Below are 20,639 nucleotides of genomic sequence, written 5' to 3'. Positions count from 1 at the left end.
CCGGACGCGGGATGGAGCAGCATGGTAGCTCGTCGGGCTCATAACCCGAAGGTCGTAGGTTCAAATCCTGCTCCCGCAACCACATTAAGAGTAATTGCATTAGCGATTATTCATGCGACACTAGCTCAGTTGGTAGAGCGCAACCTTGCCAAGGTTGAGGTCATCGGTTCGAACCCGATGTGTCGCTCCAAATAGTTCTCATTGTGCTTAACAATGACATCCGGACGCGGGATGGAGCAGCATGGTAGCTCGTCGGGCTCATAACCCGAAGGTCGTAGGTTCAAATCCTGCTCCCGCAACCACATTAAGAGTAATTGCAACAGCGATTATTCATGCGACACTAGCTCAGTTGGTAGAGCGCAACCTTGCCAAGGTTGAGGTCATCGGTTCGAACCCGATGTGTCGCTCCAAATTTCTTCTTAATGAAGACAATAAGTCAGCGAACTATTTCAGTGACTTTGGATTCCCCTTCAAATGAATGCTTCATTTGATCTGGCCAAGCAGGCCACACGCTCTTTCTAATGCTGTGAAGCATAAACCCATAAATTATTCAAATACGCTGCTATACAGGCTGGCGCTTTTGTCTTTGTTATTATCTTATTGAATTTAGATAATAATTGAGCTGGAAGCGTGTGCTGGGTGCTATCTATTGATTAATTAACAGACTTATCCACAAAAAAATTAGTGTGGATAACTTGGTGGGTAACCTGAAACTTTGCTCTGTATAAAATAATCCTAGAAAGATCATTTACTTATATCTAAGCTGTGGAAAATGCACGCTTTTAATTAAGTGTATGTTTTTAAAGGGTTTTGCCTGTAAGCGCATTCTGATCAAAGTTGCCTTTTGGATCATTAAATGGTTTTTACTTGATCCTAATCATTTCTTCCGCTTGTGATTAACTTTTATCAACACATTCATTTGAGCGTGTGACTAATTGCTTTTCCACATTTAGGATTTTAGACACAAGTCAAATAACCTTGCTAGTCAAATGGCAAATATTATGCATCTCTCGGCAAGCCTTTATTGATAATCCGAATAAGTCTTTGATGGGTAATATTGATACCGCACTCTTCTCTTACTTGCTTTAATTGCTGTTCTAACGCCCATTCAATGTGTTCATCAAGAACCAGTGATAGGCCTTTGCGCATTTTAAGTGCTTCAACAATATGTTGAGAATAGGGCGCGTTCCCCATCGCAACCGAGATATTACGTAGCCATTGGCCATGACCAATGCGTCGAATCGCGGAGCCTTCCATGTTTTTTAGAAAGCGCGCTTCATCCCAAGAAAAAAGCTCGATAAGATCGGGATTTTTCAACGATTGACGGCGATGGAAATCATCGTGATCAGTCAATGGTGAAAAGCGGTTCCAAGGGCAAACAAGTTGGCAGTCATCACAGCCATAGATACGATTGCCCATCGGTTTGCGAAACTCTTCTGGAATCACACCATCATATTCAATCGTAAGATAAGAAAGGCAGCGGCGAGCATCAACAATCCCATCGTCAACAATGGCATTGGTGGGACAAGACGTTATGCAGGCTTTACATTTTCCACACTGTTCTTCACTTGGTGTGTCCACAGGCAGTGGCAGATCAATCAATAACTCGCCAAGAAAAAACCATGAACCACATTCTTTATCTAGAATAAGAGAATGCTTACCTGTCCAGCCTAAACCGGCTTTCTGTGCCAGCGGACGCTCTAAGATCGGAGCTGAGTCAACAAAAGGACGGTAGCCGAATGCACCCACTTCGAGTTCGATTCTTTGGCCTAGCTTTTTGAGTTGGTTACGAAGGAGTTTGTGATAATCCCGCCCCAGTGCGTATCGACTGATATAAGCTTGAGTTGGATCGTCTAAGTTACTGGCAAATTGAGCTTGCGGTGGTAGGTAATCCATACGCGCGCTGATGACACGCACTGTGCCCGGCAGTAGTTCATTTGGTCTTGCACGCATCATGCCGTGGCGAGCCATCCAGTCCATGCTGCCGTGATAACCCGCGTCGAGCCATTGTTGTAATGCTGCTTCATGTTCTTGCAAATTGACATCGCAGATGCCTACTTTTTGGAATCCAAGCTCTTTGGCCCAAATTTTGATGTTATCTGCGAGTTCTTGATAGTTCATGCGCGCAATACTCATACAAAGGGGCGGCGGATCTTACAAGATCTTCTGTGCGGGATCTAGCCAGCAAATCGAGTTTAATTGATGATTATTTTCCGTTAACTTACACAAGAGAGCTTGTCTCTCAATTCCAACCCAGTTTACTATTCCGGTTCTTTTGATTTTTATATCGTCATCTACGAGAAAACAGCCATGAGCTCAAAACAATTTGCCCTATCTGATGAAAATGCGACGATCCAATTAGGAACGGCCCTCGCCAATCTATGTTCGCAGCAAACCACCATCTATCTGCATGGTGATCTTGGGGCGGGTAAAACGACCTTTAGTCGTGGTTTTGTGCGCGCATTAGGTCATCAAGGTAATGTTAAAAGTCCAACATACACCTTGGTTGAACCTTATCAGCTCGATCAATGGCAAGTTTATCATTTCGATCTTTATCGCTTGGCGGATCCGGAAGAACTAGAATTTATGGGTATTCGCGACTACTTTACCCCTGATGCTATCTGTTTAGTGGAATGGCCAGAGAGAGGGGTTGGCATGCTGCCTGATGCGGATCTTGATATTGATATTCGCTATAACGGTGAAGCGCGTGTTGTCGAACTTGTCGCTAATAATGATTATGGACGTCGTCTTTTAGACCAGTTGGAGCTATGTTGATCAGTAAATATTTTCGCACGGTCGGTCTTTCTTGTGCATTGCTATTGTCTTTGGTTTCTACGTCGGTATGGGCGAATGCATTAGAGAGTTTGCGTGTATGGCCATCTCCCGACGAAACTCGTGTAGTGATCGACTTGAAATCGGAAGCGGAGTTTAGCTACTTTTCCTTGTCTAGCCCTGCTCGTTTGGTGGTCGACCTTAAAGACACTCAGCTGAAGACCAAGCTGCCTCTTTCTGTGAAAGACAGTCCGGTATTGAAAAAAATTCGTAAAAGTTCGCCGCCAACCGCGGGGACTTATCGTTTGGTGTTTGAATTATCAAAAAGCGCCCCTGCGCAATTATTTAAGCTTGCGCCTACGCCTGGTGGTCAATATGGCCATCGCTTAGTGGTGGATTTTTCTCATGGTGGGAGCAAGCCGGCTGCGGTCGTGGCGACATCACCAAGTAAAACGCAAGTGAGTCGTGATGTTTCACAGTTACTGGGTACTGCTGATATCGTTGTCGCGATTGATGCGGGCCATGGTGGCGAAGATCCGGGCTCAATTGGTCCGACGAAAAAATACGAAAAACACGCAACGCTCGCAATCTCTAAGAAGATGGCCGATCAAATCAATGCTATTCCAGGCATGAAAGCGGTGTTGACTCGACGTGGTGACTATTACGTTAACTTGAACAAGCGTTCCGGTATCGCTCGTCAAAATAAAGCGCATTTACTGGTGTCGGTTCATGCCGATGCATTTCATTCACCAAAGCCGCGTGGTGGTTCGGTGTTTGTTCTAAACACCCGTCGTGCGAACACGGAAATTGCACGTTGGGTTGAAAACCATGAGGAGCAATCTCAGCTTCTGGGTGGTGCTGGCGAAGTGTTGGCAAAGAACAACAATGATAAAAACGTGAGCCAAACATTATTGGATCTGCAATTTAGCCATTCACAAAAAGAAGGCTATAAAGTGGCGAAGGAGATTCTGGGTGAGATGAGCAGTGTGGGCGTTCGCTTACATAAGAAAGAACCTGTTAACGCCAGTCTTGCCGTATTGAAATCACCCGATATTCCGTCGGTATTGGTCGAAACCGGCTTTATCTCGAATCCGACGGAAGAGAAGCTGTTATTCCAACGCAGCCACCAAGATAAATTGGCTCGTGCGTTGGCAAAAGCGATCGTGCAATATTTTGAAGCGAACCCACCAGAAGGCACCTTGTTTGCAAACCGTGGTAAGGGTAGTAAGCATAAAGTGAGCCGCGGCGAATCGTTGTCGTTAATTGCCAAGAAGTATGGCAGTTCAACGAAAGCGATCATGCAAGCGAATAAACTGAAAAGCAGCAGCCTTGCGATTGGCCAAACGTTAACGATCCCGGGAGCGTCCAGCTCGGTTTCGGTGCCGCAAGTGCATAACCCCGTTGAAACCCAAACGATCACTCATGTGGTGGCGAGGGGGGATTATCTTGGCAAGATCGCGAGTCGCTATAAAGTCTCGGTGGCGGCAATCAAGCGAGAAAATAAACTGCGCTCTGATACGCTGAAATTAGGCCAAAAGCTGAAGATAACGGTGAGCTTAAAAGATCAACCGCTGCGAAAGCACAAAGTACAGCGCGGTGACTTCTTAGGTAAAATTGCGAAAAAATACAATGTAAGTCTCACCGGTTTACGCCGTGCCAATAATTTGAAATCTGATCAACTGGCCGTGGGTCAGATGCTCATCATTCCTCATAGTTAATAGCGAGCCGATATGACGATCAAAATTCTGCCCGCTCGACTGGCAAACCAAATTGCTGCTGGTGAAGTGGTTGAGCGTCCAGCGTCGGTCGTTAAAGAGCTGGTTGAAAACAGCATTGATTCTGGCGCGACACGGATCGATATTGATATCGAAAAGGGTGGCGCTAAGTTGATCCGAGTGCGCGATAACGGGAAAGGTATCGCGAAAGAGGAATTAGGTTTGGCGCTCAGTCGACATGCTACCTCAAAGATTCATTCATTGGATGATCTTGAGGCGATCATGAGCCTTGGCTTTCGCGGTGAAGCCTTGGCGAGTATCAGCTCTGTTTCTCGTTTAACCCTAACGTCACGTCCTGCAACGCAAGAGCAAGCATGGGCGGCGCACTGTGAAGGGCGAGATATGGCGGTGAGCTTGTTGCCTGCGGCACATCCGCTTGGCACCTCGGTCGAGGTGTTGGATCTATTCTTTAATACCCCAGCCAGACGTAAATTTCTTCGTACTGAAAAAACAGAATTTGCCCACATTGACGAGTTGATCAAACGTATCGCGTTGAGCTGCTTTGATGTGACGATCAATTTGCGCCATAACGGCAAGATGATGAAGCAATATCGAGCGGCGAAAACGGAATCGCAGGCAGAAAAACGCATTGCGGCGGTATGCGGGAATCACTTTGTCCGCCATATGCTAAAAATCGAGCTCGAACATCAAGGCTTAAAATTGCATGGTTGGATCACCACGCCTGAAGGGGCTCGCCAGCAAAGCGATTTACAGTACTGTTATGTTAACGGCCGCATGATGCGTGATAAGTTGATCAATCATGCGATACGCCAAAGCTATGAAATGAGTTTGCGTCCCGAGCAGTTTGCGACGTATGTGCTGTATATTGAGATCGACCCACATCAAGTGGATGTCAATGTGCATCCGGCGAAGCATGAAGTGCGTTTCCATCAAGCCAGATTGGTGCATGACTTTATTTACCAAGCCTTAGCCGACGCCCTCGCTCAAAGTCATCATATTGATAAGCCGGAAGTGAAGTCGTCTGCTTTCCATGGCATGCCGACGTCGCATGATGCGCCGAGTAGCGCGACTCAAACTGCTGTCCATGAAGATCATCCTGCTGATGATCATGATACGAAAGCCAGCTCAAACTCAAATGAATCGAGTGTTCCGCAACGTGTCTATCATGCGGTTGAGAATACGCCGAGCTATCCAGGGCGTGTCGGCTATCACGAAGATCGTGCTTCGCATTCATCGATTCGAGAAGCGACGCCTCGCGGTCATTGGCAAGAGAGTGGCAGTCAGCGCGAGCATGGACAAGTCCATCGTTCTGATCGTGCGAAAGAACACTTCGCTACGCCAACCCCTTCCAAGCAAGAAACCGCCGCTTATCAGCAGCTATTACAGACCCCAAGCCAAGACAATACGGCTCAATCACGTGCGATCAATGACGTGCATCCGAGTGCGGAACCCATTCAAGCGCTGGGCAAAGCGATCTGTATGGCTTCAGGACGCTTTGTCATGATGGCCAGTAAACAAGGCGCGCATGTGGTTTCCTTAGCGAAAGCTGAATGGTTGCGAGCTTGTGGGCAGTTACAGGTGGGTGAATACGCACTAAAAAGCCAACCATTATTGGTGCCACTTTCATTGAAGTTGGAACCAGAGTTGCTTGCGACGGTGCAACGCTATCAAGCGCTTTTTGAGCGATTTGGTATTGAACTAAAATCTCGAACCGGACAAAGCGTAATGGTGATGGGTGTCCCTCAACCGTTGCGACAACAAAACTTACAACAGTTGATTCCGGATCTGTTATCTTACGCCGCTTCAACGACACAACAGACAAAAGGATTCACCCCTGCGACTCTAGACGTCAAATTGTTGTCAAACTGGCTAGCGGATCAAGTGACTCGTGTGAAAAGCGACTACACTTTGTCCGAAGCCATTCAAATCATTGCTGAGGTTGAACAACTTTGGCAAGAACGATTGCCTTTGCAAGATCAAGAATTTGTAAGGCCGATAGACTTTTCTGCAACGATCGCAGCTTTTAACCTATGAATAAAGAATTACCGTTAGCCTTATTTTTAATGGGCCCAACCGCATCAGGAAAAACGGATCTCGCGATTCGTCTACGCCAAAAATACCCAATTGAGATCATTTCGGTTGATTCGGCATTGATCTACAAAGGGATGGATATTGGCACGGCGAAGCCAGATGCCAATGAACTGGCTCTTGCGCCACACCGCTTGATTGATATTTTAGATCCTGCGGAATCGTATTCTGCGGCTGATTTTCGCCGTGATGCGTTACGTGAAATGAACGACATTGTTGCTCAAGGCAAGATTCCTCTCCTCGTGGGCGGAACCATGCTGTATTACAAAGCATTGTTAGAAGGTTTATCGCCTCTTCCGGCTGCGGATCCAGAGATACGAAAACAACTCGAGCAAGAAGCATTAACCCTCGGTTGGGAAGCGTTGCACGACCAGTTACGTGAAGTCGATCCCGTTTCTGCTGAACGTATACATCGTAATGATCCGCAAAGGTTATCGCGAGCATTGGAAGTTTATCGTATTTCAGGTAAAACTCTTACAGAGCTAACGAAAACGAAAGGCGAGAGCCTGCCGTTTAATGTTAAACAGTTTGCTATAGCTCCCAAGGATAGGGCTGAACTGCATCGTCGTATTGAATTACGTTTCGAAAAAATGATGGACGCAGGGTTTGAGCAAGAAATGAAGGCGCTGTACGCGCGTGAAGATCTTCATCCTGATTTACCATCGATTCGTTGTGTTGGATATCGACAGATGTGGGATTATTTGGATGGGAATTGCACTCTCGATGATGCTATTTTTAAAGGTGTCTGTGCAACCCGCCAATTGGCCAAGCGACAAATTACCTGGTTACGCAGCTGGGATAATTTAACTTGGTTAGATAGCGAAAACATTGATCAAGCACTAGAAACCGTCTCAAATGCCGTGGTATCAAGCGATGGTAGCTGTGTATAATGTGATCGCTTTTGCGTGAATGTGCCCTGTAAAGGATCTGTTACTTGAATTTTGAGGTATTTGCCTTCATAACAGTAACTCAGGGGTGTTTTTTATTCGTTTAGCTGAAATGCAGCAGTATTGCTGTTAGCAATCTACCACTAGCTAAATAACTAAAACAAAATTACAAAATAAGGAAAATAAAATGGCTAAGGGGCAATCTTTACAAGACCCGTTCTTAAACGCTTTACGTCGCGAACGTATTCCAGTGTCTATCTATCTTGTGAACGGTATCAAACTACAAGGTCAGATCGAGTCTTTCGATCAATTCGTGATCTTATTGAAGAATACAGTAAACCAAATGGTTTATAAGCATGCGATTTCTACTGTTGTACCTGCGCGTCCAGTAAGCCACCACAGTGCTGACCGTCCGCAGGGCGACCGTCCAGAGAAGTCGGAAGACTAATCTCTGAACATCATTATTAGTATTACTTTAAGGAGTTGATTGCTTGTTTGACCGTTATGAAGCCGGTGAGCGAGCCGTACTTGTTCATATCAACTTCACGCAAGAAGGGGAGTGGGAAGATCTCAACGAGTTTGAAATGTTGGTGTCTTCTGCTGGTGTCTCATCGTTACAAGTCGTAACGGGCAGTCGTCAGGCACCACTTCCTAAATACTATGTCGGTGAGGGCAAAGCTCAGGAAATTGCACAAATTGTACAATCGACTGATGCGGATATTGTGATTTTCAATCACGCCCTCTCTCCTGCCCAAGAACGTAACCTTGAAGCGCTGTGCCAATGCCGAGTTGTCGACCGTACCGGTTTGATCCTCGATATCTTCGCACAACGTGCCCGTACCCACGAAGGTAAACTGCAAGTTGAGCTTGCTCAGCTTCGTCATATCTCTACTCGACTTATTCGTGGTTGGACGCACCTTGAAAGACAAAAAGGTGGGATCGGTTTACGTGGTCCAGGTGAAACTCAGTTAGAAACTGACCGCCGTTTATTGCGTGAACGCATTAAAGCGATTCTGCGTCGTTTGGACAAAGTAGCCAAACAGCGTGAACAAGGCCGCCGTGCGCGAAATCGAGCAGAAATACCTACCGTCTCTTTAGTCGGTTATACCAATGCCGGAAAATCGACATTGTTTAACTGTATTACGCAGGCGGGGGTGTATGCCGCTGATCAACTGTTTGCAACGCTGGATCCAACGCTTCGAAAAATTGAACTCATTGATGTTGGGCCCGCGATTCTAGCGGATACTGTTGGTTTTATTCGACATTTACCTCACGATCTTGTTGCAGCCTTTAAGGCAACGTTACAAGAGACGCAAGAAGCTGACATTTTGTTACATGTTGTTGATGCCAGTGACGAACGTTTTCGTGAGAACATGCAAGCTGTTCATATCGTCCTTGAAGAGATTGATGCCCATGAGGTGCCGTCTCTGGTCGTGATGAATAAGATTGATAATCTAGAAGACCAAAAACCGCGTATCGAACATGATGAAGAAGGCATTCCACGAACCGTGTGGGTGTCGGCAATGGATGGCATCGGTATTGACTTACTCTTTGAGGCATTAACTGAGCGTTTAGCCAGTCAAATGGTTCAATACCAATTGTGTATTTCGCCGCAACATCAAGGGCGTTTACGTAGTACATTCTTCCAAATGAAATGCATTCAAAAAGAAGAATATGATCAAGATGGTAACTTGTTGATAAATATCCGCATGCAACAAGTAGATTGGTCTAGACTTGAAAAAAGAGAAGGGGCAGTTTTACGTGACTTTATAGTTACTTAAATGACTGCTACAGTATAACGTCATATCAAATGATGGAGCTTTCTAATGGCGTGGAATGAGCCTGGTAATAATAACGGCGACAAAGGCCGCGATAATGACCCATGGGGTAATAATAATCGCGGTAACAAAGGTGGCCGTGAACAAGGTCCGCCAGACTTAGACGAAGTCTTCAACAAACTGAGTCAGAAGCTGGGTGGCAAATTTGGTGGTGGAAAGGGCGGTAAAGGCCCATCTATCGGCGGCGGTGGCGGTGTTCTTGGCGTTGGTGTCATTGCTGCAATCGCAATCGCAATCTGGTTCTTTGCTGGTTTCTATACTATCGGCGAAGCTGAGCGCGGTGTGGTTTTGCGTTTAGGCAAATACGATCGCGTGGTCGATCCTGGTTTGAACTGGCGCCCTCGTTTTATTGATGAAGTGACGGCGGTTAACGTACAAGCAATTCGCTCTTTGCGTGCATCTGGTACGATGCTAACCAAAGATGAAAACGTCGTTACAGTCGGCATGGATGTTCAGTACCGCGTAGCGGATCCATACAAATACCTATACCGTGTGACTAACGCGGACGATAGCTTACGCCAAGCAACCGATTCTGCATTACGTGCAGTGATTGGTGATTCACTTATGGATAGTATTCTAACCAGTGGTCGTCAGCAAATTCGTCAAAGCACACAAGAAACGCTAAACGGCATTATCGATAATTACGATATGGGTCTGGTACTTGTTGATGTGAACTTCCAGTCTGCACGTCCACCTGAGCAAGTAAAAGATGCCTTTGATGATGCTATCGCGGCTCGTGAAGATGCGGAGCGTTTTGAACGTGAAGCTGAAGCTTACCGCAATGACATTTTGCCTAAAGCAACGGGTCGTGCTGAGCGTCTGAAGAAAGAAGCATTGGGTTACTCTGAACGCGTCACTAATGAAGCGTTGGGTCAAGTTGCTCAGTTTGAAAAGCTACTGCCAGAATATCTATCGGCGCCAGATGTGACACGTGATCGTCTGTACCTAGATACGATGGAAGAAGTGTACTCAAATACGTCGAAAGTGCTTATCGATTCAGAATCAAGCGGTAACTTGCTGTACTTACCAATTGACAAGTTAGCGGGTCAAGACGGTCAAACTCAAACAAAACGTAGCTCGAAATCAACGTCGGCTTACGATCAAATTGAGCTTGAAGCAACTCGTACTGAAACACCGGCAGACACGTCATCTCGTTCATCTGATTCGCGCCAAGGGAGATACTAATAATGCGTAAGTTAATGATCCCTGTATTGGTTGTTGCTTTATCGATCATGCTGATGTCACTGTTTGTGATCCCAGAAGGTGAGCGTGGCATCGTGATCCGTTTTGGTCGAGTACTAAAAGACAACAACGAAATCGCGCGTATTTACGAACCTGGTCTGCATTTCAAAATGCCTTTGTTCGATAGTGTGAAAACACTGGATGCGCGAATTCAAACGATGGATGGTCGTTCAGACCGCTTCGTAACGTCAGAGAAAAAAGACGTGATCATTGATACCTATGTGAAATGGCGTATCAAAGATTTCGGTCAATACTACCTGGCGACAGGTGGTGGTAACACACTGACTGCGGAAACGTTGCTTGAGCGTAAAGTTACCGATCTACTGCGTTCTGAAATCGGTGCTCGTGAGATCAAGCAAATTGTTTCTGGTCCTCGTAACAAAGATGTTTTGCCTGCGGCAGATAATCTAGAAACGGTTGCGACAACAGAAGCGGCAAAAGAAGCATTGGAAATCGATGGCGAACGTGATGTCATCATGTCGAATGTTTTAAATGGTTCGCGTCAAAGCGCAATGGATGACTTGGGTGTTGAAATTGTTGATTTCCGTATGAAGAAAATCAACCTTCCAGACAACATCAGTGATTCAATCTACAAGCGTATGCGTGCTGAGCGTGAATCGGTTGCTCGTAAGTTCCGTTCTCAAGGTCGTGAGAAGGCCGAAGTTATCCGCGCTCAAGCAGAACTTGAAGTGGCGACAACGCTGGCTGAAGCTGACAGAACTGCACGAGTAACACGCGGTGAAGCCGATGCGGAATCAGCGAAGATTTACTCTGATGCGTACAGCAAAGATCCTGAGTTCTTTAGCTTCCTTCGTTCATTGAAAGCGTATGAGAGATCATTCAGCAACAAGAACGACATTCTTGTTTTGGACCCGAACAGTGAGTTCTTCCAATACATGAATAACGCGAAAGGGGCTGCTACTAAGTAAGCAGGTCACCAAAATAAAAAAGGCTCCTTTTTAGGAGCCTTTCTTTTTATCTAAATCGATTCAACGACAGAGTGAGACGCGGTAATGTCTAGTTCAATTTGGTTGGCCATTGGCCTTGTATTGATCGTCGAAGGACTCGGGCCTCTGATTGCACCCAATGGTTGGCGCAGTATGGTTGCCGAGCTAAGTAAGCAGCCTGACGCTCAACTAAGAAGGGTTGGCGGTTGTTTGGTGGTTGCTGGTGTCGTCATTGCGTATTGCTTTAGCTAATCACCCATTTTCAAATAGACGAGCGCGCAATACCAGCCACCATCGGACGATCTTTAATAGTGCGGTGGTGGTGTTTCTTCTGATGGATCCGCTAGATTTGAAGAGTCTAAGTTCTTTACTTTTCCTGCCACGTATTTCATCTGATCCTGCATCTTGCTAATCAACAATTGTTGCTGACTTAACGCATCATTCAATGACTCAATAGTCTGTTCTTGAAATGAGAGTTGACATTCAAGGTCGTTAATACGGTTTTCAAGTTCAGTGATGTGCATTTCTGTCATAGTATTAATCCAATGTCCAAGCCTGTGCGATGCCTGCAGAAGTGCCAGAAACAACGCGGTGCTGATTATCAAAGGCCGCATCATACACTACTGCACGAGGAGGACGAGCATCTTTTAAAGGAGCGGCTTCAAAACCATGAAGGCGTTTTCCTGACTGCGAATCCCAGACCATCACGCGGCTAGAAGGGGTTCCGGTGACCAACTGCTGTCCATCATCGGAGAAGCGAGCACTCGAAAAAATAAGCTGCCTTGATAGGCTACTTAACGATGTGATGGCTTCGCCCGTTACCAAGTCCCATACCGTCGCCTGATTGCCGCTGTCAGAAGAAAAGGCATAGAGACCGTCTCGGTGTAATGCCACTCGATTGACTCGCTGCTCATGAGTAAAGCTATGGACGATTTGTCCACTGGCGGTATCCCATAAATACGCGTTGTAATCATTTCCGCCCGTTAACGCAAATCGTCCATTGGGCGAAATCGCAACAGAATTAACTTTTTCTTGGTGAGCAAGGAACTCTAATCGCCGTCCGGTGACTAAATCAACGTAGATGGCTTTGCCATTAGATAAACCAAGTAAGACTTGTTGACCATCGCTGGCGATGTCGATATCTCGAATCGAACCATCCGAAATAGACCAAAGCCCTTGAGATTGTGCCCACGCAAGATCCCAAACGGCAAAGTTTGTGCTGGTGGCGGTAATGGCATAACGGTTGCTGTCTGAGATGCGAATGCGGGTGACGGCATTGGCTTGCTGATCTTGCGCGCCGAGTGTGGCGAGCGCTTTTGACTGCTCAAGATCCCACAGTACGAGTTGGTGCTGTTTAGAATACAATAGCGCAAAGCGAGCGTCGCGACTTAAGGCAAAGCTAGCGGCACCCAGTGGTTCAATTTCCCAACGCTGTGCGTCGGAATCGTTAAAAAAACAGCCATTTAACGCTGTGATGACAAAGCCAAACAGTAGAGTGTTTAAAAATATCCGCATCAAGTCCAATTATCCACTTGGTTTACGTTTCATTCAGACGCATATTGGCTATATTGGTATAACATGTAAGTGCGTACCAGTTTTTATTAAAGATTTGTGCACAAAGACAAAATGCCCTAATTGGAGAATTAAATGAAATCGATTTTTAAAGTGTCATTGCTTGCCGCGACTGTTGCGCTTGCAGTTGGCTGCCAAAAAGAAGAAGAACCAAAAAAAGAAGTGGCTCCAGTCGTTGAGCAAGTAGAAGTGGATGCAGCGAGCAACTTTAAAACTGAAGATGACAAAGCGGCATACGCAATCGGCGTGTCTTTTGCTAATTACCTTTCTCAAAGTTTAGATAAGCCAAGTGAAATCGGTATCACTCTAAACAAAGATCTTGTACTGGAAGGTATTTCAGATGTGTTTGCTGACAAGGCAAAACTGGATGACGCTCAAATTCGTGCGGCACTAGAAGGTTTAGATCAACGTGTTGCTGAAACGATGCAAAAGCAAACGGCTGAAAAGTCAGCGGCGAATCAAAAAGCTGGTGATGACTTCCGCGCTGAGTTTGCTAAGCAAGAGGGTGTAACAACAACCGATACTGGCCTAATGTACCAAGTGGTAACGAAGGGCGAAGGCGCACAGCCTAAAGATACTGATACTGTTGAAGTGCACTACAAAGGCACATTAATCGATGGTACGCAATTCGACAGTTCTTACGATCGTAACGAAACGGCGACTTTCCCACTTAACCGAGTTATCCCAGGTTGGACGGAAGGCGTGCAGTTAATGCCAGTGGGCTCTAAGTTCAAGTTCGTGATTCCGCCAGAGCTTGCTTACGGTGGTCAAGATACACCGACGATCCCTGCAAACTCGACTTTGGTGTTTGAAGTTGAACTGATCAATATCGACAATGGCGCGCAAGCGGCTCAATAATCGATAACGTGTTTAAGAAGACTCGGCAATGCCGGGTCTTTTTTTTTTGCTTTAATTTTCGATCTTTAACCCTGCGTATTGTTCGTCGAACAACCTTCGTTATTGCTGCGATCAGTGGCTGATTTATTTGTTCTAAATCACTAGTTAGTCTTATAGCTTGGTGTTCTCTTCAAAATTTCTGATAAACTTACATCAATTTGTTGATTTATCGCTCGAAGGCTAAAGAAAGTGACAACGACTGAAACCTTAAATATGGATATGTTGCTCGAAATGGAATCCGTTCATGTGATGCCGTTTAGTGAGCACGATAAAATCATTCTAAGATCTTACGAAGCTGTCGTGGATGGGATCGCAAGCCTTATTGGCCCTTTTTGTGAAATCGTTCTGCACTCGCTAGAAGACTTGAATACCTCGGCGATTAAGATTGCCAACGGTGAAAACACCGGCCGAAAGGTGGGTTCGCCTATTACCGATCTTGCATTAAAAATGCTGAAAGATATTGAAGGTTCAGAGCGCAATTTTTCTCGTTCCTATTTTACTCGCGCCAAAGGCGGGGTATTGATGAAGTCGATTACCGTTGCGATTCGCAATGGTGAGAATCGAGTGATCGGTCTGCTGTGTATTAACGTGAATTTGGATGCCCCTTTTTCTCAAGTGTTGCAATCATTTATGCCGACACAAGAAGCGAAAGATGCCGCGTCATCGGTTAACTTCGCGAGTGACGTTGAAGAGCTGGTGGATCAGACGGTCGAGCGAACCATTGAAGAAATCAATGGGGATAAATCGGTATCGAACAATACTAAAAATCGTCAGATCGTCATGGAGCTTTACGATAAGGGTATTTTCGACATTAAAGATGCGATTAATCGCGTGGCGGACAGATTGAACATATCGAAGCATACGGTATACCTCTATATTCGCCAGCGTAAAACTGAGGATGAGGAAAAGTGAAACTAACTTACACCTTGGTGGTGAATGGTGCCGTGTATGGCAGCCAATCGGCCCGAAGTGCCTACCAGTTTGCTGAAGCTCTTATCGCCAAAGGACACACTCTCGTGAGTGTGTTTTTTTATCAAGATGGTGTGAGTAACGGTTCAGCCTTAACCGTCCCTGCGAATGATGAATTTGATCTGACGAAAGCTTGGCAAAAGTTGTCGGAGATGCACGCAGTACGTTTAGAAACGTGTGTGGCGGCCGCACTGCGCCGTGGGGTGGTCAGTCAAGGAGAGGCAACCCAACATGGGCTCTCTCAACATAACTTGGCTACAGGCTTCTCTCAGGCCGGATTAGGCAGTCTTGCTGAAGCGATGTTAACTCAAGATAGGGTGGTGCAGTTTTGAGTCAATTAACTTACGTATTTCGCAGTGCTCCGCACAGTAGCAGCGCAGGGCGAGAAGGGGTTGATGCTTTGCTTGCCGCTTCGGCCTATTGCGAAGACATTACCGTGTTGTTTATGGGTGATGGCGTCTATCAATTATTGCAAGGGCAGCAACCGCAAGACATCTTGAGCAAAGACTACGCTCCGATGCTTAAATTGTTCGATTTGTATGATATTGAGCAGGTGTATGTCTGTGCGCACTCGTTGGCGTTACGTGGTTTATCTAATGCCGATTTGGTCATTGATGCAGAGCGGTTAGAGACTGCGGCAATGAACCTCAAATTACATCAAGCCCGTAAATTGTTGTCGTTTTGAGAATGAACTATGTTACATATCGTTAAGCAGCCAAATGCTCTGTTGGAGCTCATTGAGGTCTACCAAGTTGGGGATCAGCTCCTATTGGTCGAAGATTCGGTCTATCTGTGCAATGCGCAACATCCGATGTTTACTATACTCAAGCCGATGGATGTCTTCGTGCTCAAAGCGGATGCTGAGGCGCGTGGAATTTACAACCGAATCAGCCCATCGTTAAGCGTGGTGGACTTTGACGGCTTTGTTGAGCTGACCGTAGCGCATTCCACATCACTGACTTGGAATTAACGAATCTCTTCAAATTTGACTTCAGGAATGGCTGTAGAGGTCCCGAAGGTTAAAAAAGATCTGTATATTTCTTGACACACCTCTCACTGCTGCATAGAATTTTGCGTCCCTATTTGTACGAAGTGAATTTACACTCGTCAGGTAGGTATAGATTTTTCACAAAGCTTACTTTCAAGTAATTCAGGAGCTAGTTAATGGCAACTATTAACCAGTTGGTTCGCAAGCCTCGTGCAAAGCAAGTTGTTAAAAGCAACGTGCCAGCACTAGAAGCGTGCCCACAAAAACGTGGTGTATGTACTCGTGTTTACACTACTACACCTAAAAAACCTAACTCAGCACTTCGTAAAGTTTGTCGTGTACGTCTGACAAATGGCTTCGAAGTTACATCGTACATCGGCGGTGAAGGTCACAACCTTCAAGAGCACAGTGTTGTACTAATCCGTGGCGGTCGTGTAAAAGACCTTCCGGGTGTTCGTTACCACACAGTTCGCGGCGCACTTGACTGTGCTGGCGTAAACGACCGTAAACAAGCTCGTTCTAAGTACGGTGTGAAACGTCCTAAGTCTTAATGGATTCCGTTAAGTAAGGCCAAACACTAAAATATTTAATTTTTGAAGAAACTGAAAAGTTTTGGATAACCTGAAAAAGACAACGGAGAATATCCATGCCACGTCGTCGCGTTATTGGTCAGCGTAAGATCCTTCCAGATCCTAAGTTCAAATCTGAATTGCTGGCAAAATTCGTTAACATCCTTATGGTTGACGGTAAAAAATCTACTGCAGAGAAAATTGTTTACACTGCACTAGACACTATGGCTGAGAAATCTGGTAAAGATCACTTAGCTGTATTTGAAGAAGCTCTTGAAAACATTCGTCCATCGGTAGAAGTTAAATCTCGCCGTGTGGGTGGTTCAACTTACCAAGTACCTGTAGAAGTTCGTCCGGTTCGCCGTAACGCTCTTGCTATGCGTTGGGTAGTTGAAGCTGCGCGCAAGCGTGGTGAAAAATCTATGGCTGCACGCCTAGCTGCTGAAATGCTAGACGCGTCAGAAAACAAAGGTACTGCGGTTAAGAAACGTGAAGACGTTCACCGCATGGCTGACGCTAACAAAGCGTTCGCTCATTACCGCTGGTAATACCTTTATAGTGCTGCAAGGTTCCTTGCAGCACCTCTTTAGTTCCTATGCGTATGCTAGGAACTATTGCTATATCTAGGGTTTGATAATTTTCCCCTGAACATAGCAATAGTCCCTAAGTTAAGAGGATTCAACCGTGGCCCGTAAAACTCCTATTGAGCGCTACCGTAATATCGGTATCTGTGCGCACGTAGATGCAGGTAAAACAACCACAACTGAACGCATTTTGTTCTACACTGGCCTTTCACACAAAATCGGTGAAGTTCATGATGGCGCTGCTACCATGGACTGGATGGAGCAAGAGCAAGAACGTGGCATCACGATCACTTCTGCTGCAACAACGACCTTTTGGCGTGGTATGGAAGCTCAATTCCAAGATCACCGCGTAAACATCATTGATACTCCTGGACACGTTGACTTCACTATTGAAGTTGAACGTTCTCTTCGCGTACTTGATGGCGCAGTTGTTGTGTTCTGTGGCTCATCTGGTGTTGAACCTCAGTCTGAAACTGTATGGCGTCAAGCTGACAAATACCACGTACCTCGTTTGGTCTTTGTTAACAAAATGGACCGTACGGGTGCAGATTTCTTGCGCGTTGTTGATCAAATTAAAACTCGTCTTGGTGCAAACCCTGTTCCTATCCAGCTGAACGTTGGTGCAGAAGAGGACTTTAAAGGTGTTATCGACCTTATCAAGATGAAAATGATCAACTGGAATGAAGCCGACCAAGGCATGTCGTTTAATTACGAAGACATTCCAGCTGATATGCTTGAGCTTGCCGAAGAATGGCGTAGCAACCTAGTTGAAGCAGCCGCTGAAGCTAGCGAAGAGCTAATGGATAAATATCTTGAAGACGGTGAGCTTACCGAAGTTGAGATCAAAGAAGCGTTACGTACTCGTACCCTGAATAATGAAATCGTACTGGCAACTTGTGGTAGTGCGTTCAAGAATAAAGGTGTGCAAGCGGTACTGGATGCTGTGGTTGAATACTTACCTTCACCAGTGGATGTTCCAGCAATTAAAGGCTTGGACGAAAATGGTAAAGACGTTGAGCGCCACGCGGATGATAACGAACCGTTTTCAGCGCTTGCTTTCAAGATTGCAACCGACCCATTTGTAGGCACGTTGACGTTCATGCGCGTTTATTCTGGTGTCGTAAACTCAGGTGACTCTGTTTACAACTCAGTGAAAGAAAAACGCGAGCGTTTTGGTCGTATCGTACAGATGCATGCCAATAAGCGTGAAGAAATTAAAGAAATTCGAGCGGGTGATATCGCTGCGGCAATCGGTCTTAAAGACGTAACGACAGGTGAGACGCTGTGTGATCAGAATCATAAAGTGATTCTAGAGCGCATGGAATTCCCTGAGCCAGTTATTCAGATTGCAGTAGAACCTCGTTCACAAGCCGATCAAGACAAGATGGGTATCGCGCTAGGTAAACTAGCGGCAGAAGATCCGTCTTTCCGCGTAGAAACGGACGACGAAACAGGTCAGACTCTGATCTCTGGTATGGGTGAACTTCACCTTGATATCATCGTTGATCGTATGAAACGTGAATTCAGCGTTGATTGTAACGTTGGTAAACCTCAAGTCGCTTACCGTGAAACCATTCGTGGTACTGCGGAAGTCGAAGGCAAATTTGTTCGTCAGTCAGGCGGTCGCGGTCAATACGGTCACGTATGGATCAAGCTTGAACCCGCTGAACTGGGTGAAGGTTTTGTCTTTGTTGATGAGATTGTGGGTGGTGCTGTACCGAAAGAGTTTATTAGCTCGGTAGGTAAAGGTATCGAAGAGCAATTGAATAGTGGTGTACTTGCTGGCTATCCTGTTTTGGATATCAAAGCGACCCTGTTTGATGGTTCTTACCATGATGTTGATTCAAGCGAAATGGCGTTTAAAATCGCAGGTTCAATGGCATTCAGAAAGGGCGCTCTTGAAGCAAACCCTGTTATTCTGGAGCCGATGATGAAAGTTGAAGTAACCACTCCTGAAGATTGGATGGGTGATGTTGTAGGCGACCTTAACCGTCGTCGCGGCATGATCGAAGGTATGGATGAGGGTCACGCTGGTCTAAAGACTATTCGTGCTCAAGTACCACTATCTCAAATGTTTGGTTATGCAACCGATCTACGCTCTGCAACTCAAGGTCGCGCCTCATACTCTATGGAGTTTTATGAGTACGCAGAAGTACCGAAGAACTTTGCAGATGCCATTATGGCAGAGCGTGGTTACTAATCGGATGGCTTGCCTGAAATAAAGTCAGAGACTTTTTTTCAGATCAATACGTCCAAATATTGCGCTGACGGACGTTGGCGCATAAAATAGCAAATTCTGGCGCGCCGGTGATCAATACTGTTCGCGGCGAATCATAACTAGGAAGGAACACGAACGTGTCTAAAGAAAAATTTGAACGTGTAAAACCGCACGTAAACGTTGGTACTATCGGCCACGTTGACCACGGTAAAACTACTCTTACTGCAGCTATCTGTACTACTCTATCTAAAGTATACGGCGGTTCTGCTCGTGACTTCGCTTCAATCGATAACGCTCCTGAAGAGCGCGAGCGCGGCATCACAATCTCTACTTCTCACGTAGAGTACGATACTCCAGCACGTCACTACGCACACGTAGACTGTCCAGGACACGCGGATTATGTTAAAAACATGATCACTGGTGCTGCACAAATGGACGGCGGTATCCTAGTTGTTGCTGCAACTGATGGTCCAATGCCTCAAACTCGTGAGCACATCCTACTAGGCCGTCAGGTTGGTATCCCTTACATCATCGTATTCATGAACAAATGTGACATGGTAGATGACGAAGAGCTACTTGAACTAGTAGAAATGGAAGTTCGTGAACTTCTTTCTGAGTACGATTTCCCAGGTGATGACCTACCAGTTATCCAAGGTTCTGCACTAGGCGCACTAAACGGCGAAGAGCAGTGGGAAGCTAAGATCATTGAACTTGCAGAAGCTCTAGATTCTTACATTCCAGAACCTGAGCGTGCAATCGATATGCCATTCCTAATGCCAATCGAAGACGTATTCTCAATCCAAGGTCGTGGTACAGTAGTAACTGGCCGTATCGAGCGCGGTATCCTAAACGTAGGTGACGAAGTAGCAATCATCGGTATCAAAGATACTACGACTACTACTTGTACTGGTGTTGAAATGTTCCGTAAACTGCTTGACGAAGGTCGTGCAGGTGAGAACGTTGGTGCACTTCTACGTGGTACTAAGCGTGATGACGTTGAACGTGGCCAAGTACTTGCTAAGCCTGGTTCAATCACTCCACACACTAAGTTCGAGTCAGAAGTATACGTACTTTCTAAAGATGAAGGCGGCCGTCATACTCCGTTCTTCAAAGGCTACCGTCCACAGTTCTACTTCCGTACAACTGACGTAACTGGTGATATCTCTCTACCAGAAGGCGTAGAAATGGTAATGCCAGGCGACAACATCCAAATGATCGTTGAGCTAATCGCTCCAATCGCAATGGATGATGGCCTACGTTTCGCTATCCGTGAAGGTGGCCGTACTGTAGGTGCTGGTGTTGTAGCTAAAATCTTCGAATAATTCTTAGGAA

21 protein-coding genes and 4 tRNA genes are annotated in these 20,639 nt (G+C 45.9%); 22 read left to right on the top strand and 3 right to left on the bottom strand.

The window, feature by feature from the left end; genetic code table 11:
* The first annotated feature begins 5 nt into the window (after window positions 1-5).
* The 4 genes from OJ16_RS09830 (at window position 6) to OJ16_RS09815 (ending at window position 410) form a co-directional block, all read left to right on the top strand.
* Window positions 6-82: transfer RNA gene (locus tag OJ16_RS09830), tRNA-Met, on the top strand.
* Between the two features lie 32 nt (window positions 83-114).
* Window positions 115-190 (top strand) — tRNA-Gly (locus tag OJ16_RS09825).
* 35 nt (window positions 191-225) lie between these two features.
* Window positions 226-302: transfer RNA gene (locus OJ16_RS09820), tRNA-Met, on the top strand.
* 32 nt (window positions 303-334) lie between these two features.
* Window positions 335-410: transfer RNA gene (locus OJ16_RS09815), tRNA-Gly, on the top strand.
* Between the two features lie 589 nt (window positions 411-999).
* Here OJ16_RS09815 and queG read toward each other — a convergent pair.
* Window positions 1,000-2,121 carry a tRNA epoxyqueuosine(34) reductase QueG gene (queG, locus tag OJ16_RS09810; protein WP_040989913.1) on the bottom strand — a complete coding sequence of 374 codons (1,122 nt, stop codon included), beginning with the start codon at window positions 2,119-2,121 and terminating at the stop codon, window positions 1,000-1,002.
* 189 nt (window positions 2,122-2,310) lie between these two features.
* On the opposite strand from queG, the gene tsaE reads away from it, so the two are divergent.
* The 9 genes from tsaE (at window position 2,311) to OJ16_RS09765 (ending at window position 11,762) form a co-directional block, all read left to right on the top strand.
* Complete coding sequence (tsaE, locus tag OJ16_RS09805) at window positions 2,311-2,775, top strand: tRNA (adenosine(37)-N6)-threonylcarbamoyltransferase complex ATPase subunit type 1 TsaE (RefSeq protein ID WP_040989911.1); 465 nt, start codon at window positions 2,311-2,313, stop codon at window positions 2,773-2,775.
* Window positions 2,769-4,490 (top strand): LysM peptidoglycan-binding domain-containing protein, encoded by a 1,722-nt coding sequence (locus tag OJ16_RS09800; protein WP_040989909.1) that lies wholly within the window; start codon window positions 2,769-2,771, stop codon window positions 4,488-4,490. Before tsaE ends, OJ16_RS09800 begins: the two co-directional genes overlap by 7 nt.
* A 12-nt stretch (window positions 4,491-4,502) precedes the next feature.
* Window positions 4,503-6,542 carry a DNA mismatch repair endonuclease MutL gene (gene mutL, locus OJ16_RS09795; protein ID WP_040989907.1) on the top strand — a complete coding sequence of 680 codons (2,040 nt, stop codon included), beginning with the start codon at window positions 4,503-4,505 and terminating at the stop codon, window positions 6,540-6,542.
* A complete protein-coding gene (miaA, locus tag OJ16_RS09790) occupies window positions 6,539-7,486 on the top strand; it encodes a tRNA (adenosine(37)-N6)-dimethylallyltransferase MiaA (RefSeq protein ID WP_040989905.1) in 948 nt (315 codons plus the stop codon). The genes mutL and miaA overlap by 4 nt, the downstream gene beginning before the upstream one ends.
* A gap of 184 nt (window positions 7,487-7,670) precedes the next feature.
* Entirely contained in the window at window positions 7,671-7,931 is a 261-nt protein-coding gene (gene hfq / locus OJ16_RS09785) for an RNA chaperone Hfq (protein ID WP_040989903.1), read from the top strand.
* A gap of 43 nt (window positions 7,932-7,974) precedes the next feature.
* The gene (hflX, locus tag OJ16_RS09780; RefSeq protein ID WP_040989901.1) at window positions 7,975-9,264 is read left to right on the top strand and encodes a ribosome rescue GTPase HflX; all 1,290 of its coding nucleotides are present in this window, start codon (window positions 7,975-7,977) and stop codon (window positions 9,262-9,264) included.
* A 45-nt stretch (window positions 9,265-9,309) separates the two neighbouring features.
* Window positions 9,310-10,506, top strand: a complete 1,197-nt coding sequence (gene hflK, locus OJ16_RS09775) for an FtsH protease activity modulator HflK (RefSeq protein WP_040989899.1) — start codon at window positions 9,310-9,312, stop codon at window positions 10,504-10,506.
* A 2-nt stretch (window positions 10,507-10,508) separates the two neighbouring features.
* Window positions 10,509-11,492, top strand: coding sequence for a protease modulator HflC (gene hflC, locus OJ16_RS09770; protein WP_040989897.1), 984 nt, complete (start codon window positions 10,509-10,511; stop codon window positions 11,490-11,492).
* A gap of 84 nt (window positions 11,493-11,576) precedes the next feature.
* Entirely contained in the window at window positions 11,577-11,762 is a 186-nt protein-coding gene (locus OJ16_RS09765) for a DUF2065 domain-containing protein (protein ID WP_040989895.1), read from the top strand.
* Between the two features lie 53 nt (window positions 11,763-11,815).
* Here the strand turns inward: OJ16_RS09765 and OJ16_RS09760 are convergent, their stop codons facing one another.
* The gene (locus OJ16_RS09760) at window positions 11,816-12,043 is read right to left on the bottom strand and encodes a SlyX family protein (protein ID WP_040989893.1); all 228 of its coding nucleotides are present in this window, start codon (window positions 12,041-12,043) and stop codon (window positions 11,816-11,818) included.
* A gap of 4 nt (window positions 12,044-12,047) precedes the next feature.
* On the bottom strand, window positions 12,048-13,025 hold the full coding sequence (locus OJ16_RS09755; protein WP_040989891.1) for a WD40 repeat domain-containing protein: 978 nt from the start codon (window positions 13,023-13,025) through the stop codon (window positions 12,048-12,050).
* A gap of 132 nt (window positions 13,026-13,157) precedes the next feature.
* Between OJ16_RS09755 and fkpA the strand changes: the two genes are divergently transcribed.
* From fkpA to tuf, 9 genes are all read left to right on the top strand, one after another.
* Window positions 13,158-13,940, top strand: coding sequence for an FKBP-type peptidyl-prolyl cis-trans isomerase (gene fkpA, locus OJ16_RS09750; RefSeq protein ID WP_040989890.1), 783 nt, complete (start codon window positions 13,158-13,160; stop codon window positions 13,938-13,940).
* A gap of 228 nt (window positions 13,941-14,168) precedes the next feature.
* Window positions 14,169-14,891, top strand: a complete 723-nt coding sequence (locus OJ16_RS09745; RefSeq protein WP_040989888.1) for a helix-turn-helix transcriptional regulator — start codon at window positions 14,169-14,171, stop codon at window positions 14,889-14,891.
* Complete coding sequence (gene tusD / locus OJ16_RS09740; protein ID WP_040989886.1) at window positions 14,888-15,280, top strand: sulfurtransferase complex subunit TusD; 393 nt, start codon at window positions 14,888-14,890, stop codon at window positions 15,278-15,280. Before OJ16_RS09745 ends, tusD begins: the two co-directional genes overlap by 4 nt.
* Entirely contained in the window at window positions 15,277-15,633 is a 357-nt protein-coding gene (tusC, locus tag OJ16_RS09735; RefSeq protein WP_040989884.1) for a sulfurtransferase complex subunit TusC, read from the top strand. The genes tusD and tusC overlap by 4 nt, the downstream gene beginning before the upstream one ends.
* Window positions 15,634-15,642: 9 nt before the next feature.
* Window positions 15,643-15,918, top strand: a complete 276-nt coding sequence (gene tusB / locus OJ16_RS09730) for a sulfurtransferase complex subunit TusB (protein WP_040989882.1) — start codon at window positions 15,643-15,645, stop codon at window positions 15,916-15,918.
* 194 nt (window positions 15,919-16,112) lie between these two features.
* Window positions 16,113-16,487 carry a 30S ribosomal protein S12 gene (rpsL, locus tag OJ16_RS09725; RefSeq protein ID WP_005595139.1) on the top strand — a complete coding sequence of 125 codons (375 nt, stop codon included), beginning with the start codon at window positions 16,113-16,115 and terminating at the stop codon, window positions 16,485-16,487.
* 95 nt (window positions 16,488-16,582) lie between these two features.
* Window positions 16,583-17,053, top strand: a complete 471-nt coding sequence (gene rpsG, locus OJ16_RS09720; RefSeq protein ID WP_040989879.1) for a 30S ribosomal protein S7 — start codon at window positions 16,583-16,585, stop codon at window positions 17,051-17,053.
* 136 nt (window positions 17,054-17,189) lie between these two features.
* The gene (gene fusA / locus OJ16_RS09715) at window positions 17,190-19,289 is read left to right on the top strand and encodes an elongation factor G (RefSeq protein ID WP_040989877.1); all 2,100 of its coding nucleotides are present in this window, start codon (window positions 17,190-17,192) and stop codon (window positions 19,287-19,289) included.
* Window positions 19,290-19,444: 155 nt separating this feature from the next.
* The gene (gene tuf, locus OJ16_RS09710) at window positions 19,445-20,629 is read left to right on the top strand and encodes an elongation factor Tu (RefSeq protein WP_040989447.1); all 1,185 of its coding nucleotides are present in this window, start codon (window positions 19,445-19,447) and stop codon (window positions 20,627-20,629) included.
* Window positions 20,630-20,639: the final 10 nt, after the last annotated feature.

Source organism: Vibrio renipiscarius, from assembly GCF_000827885.1.
In the GTDB taxonomy this organism is placed as follows: Bacteria; Pseudomonadota; Gammaproteobacteria; order Enterobacterales; family Vibrionaceae; genus Vibrio; species Vibrio renipiscarius.
The sequence above is the reverse complement of the archived record's forward strand: the minus strand, read 5'-3'. Positions and strand labels throughout refer to the sequence as shown.

What these genes read in the sequence shown, in the direction of transcription:
- queG (WP_040989913.1), bottom strand. Translation starts at nt 2,121, where the DNA reads ATGAACTATCAAGAACTCGCAGATAACATCAAAATTTGGGCCAAAGAG.
- tsaE (WP_040989911.1), top strand. Translation starts at nt 2,311, where the DNA reads ATGAGCTCAAAACAATTTGCCCTATCTGATGAAAATGCGACGATCCAA.
- OJ16_RS09800 (WP_040989909.1), top strand. Translation starts at nt 2,769, where the DNA reads ATGTTGATCAGTAAATATTTTCGCACGGTCGGTCTTTCTTGTGCATTG.
- mutL (WP_040989907.1), top strand. Translation starts at nt 4,503, where the DNA reads ATGACGATCAAAATTCTGCCCGCTCGACTGGCAAACCAAATTGCTGCT.
- miaA (WP_040989905.1), top strand. Translation starts at nt 6,539, where the DNA reads ATGAATAAAGAATTACCGTTAGCCTTATTTTTAATGGGCCCAACCGCA.
- hfq (WP_040989903.1), top strand. Translation starts at nt 7,671, where the DNA reads ATGGCTAAGGGGCAATCTTTACAAGACCCGTTCTTAAACGCTTTACGT.
- hflK (WP_040989899.1), top strand. Translation starts at nt 9,310, where the DNA reads ATGGCGTGGAATGAGCCTGGTAATAATAACGGCGACAAAGGCCGCGAT.
- hflC (WP_040989897.1), top strand. Translation starts at nt 10,509, where the DNA reads ATGCGTAAGTTAATGATCCCTGTATTGGTTGTTGCTTTATCGATCATG.
- OJ16_RS09765 (WP_040989895.1), top strand. Translation starts at nt 11,577, where the DNA reads ATGTCTAGTTCAATTTGGTTGGCCATTGGCCTTGTATTGATCGTCGAA.
- OJ16_RS09760 (WP_040989893.1), bottom strand. Translation starts at nt 12,043, where the DNA reads ATGACAGAAATGCACATCACTGAACTTGAAAACCGTATTAACGACCTT.
- OJ16_RS09755 (WP_040989891.1), bottom strand. Translation starts at nt 13,025, where the DNA reads ATGCGGATATTTTTAAACACTCTACTGTTTGGCTTTGTCATCACAGCG.
- fkpA (WP_040989890.1), top strand. Translation starts at nt 13,158, where the DNA reads ATGAAATCGATTTTTAAAGTGTCATTGCTTGCCGCGACTGTTGCGCTT.
- tusB (WP_040989882.1), top strand. Translation starts at nt 15,643, where the DNA reads ATGTTACATATCGTTAAGCAGCCAAATGCTCTGTTGGAGCTCATTGAG.
- rpsL (WP_005595139.1), top strand. Translation starts at nt 16,113, where the DNA reads ATGGCAACTATTAACCAGTTGGTTCGCAAGCCTCGTGCAAAGCAAGTT.
- rpsG (WP_040989879.1), top strand. Translation starts at nt 16,583, where the DNA reads ATGCCACGTCGTCGCGTTATTGGTCAGCGTAAGATCCTTCCAGATCCT.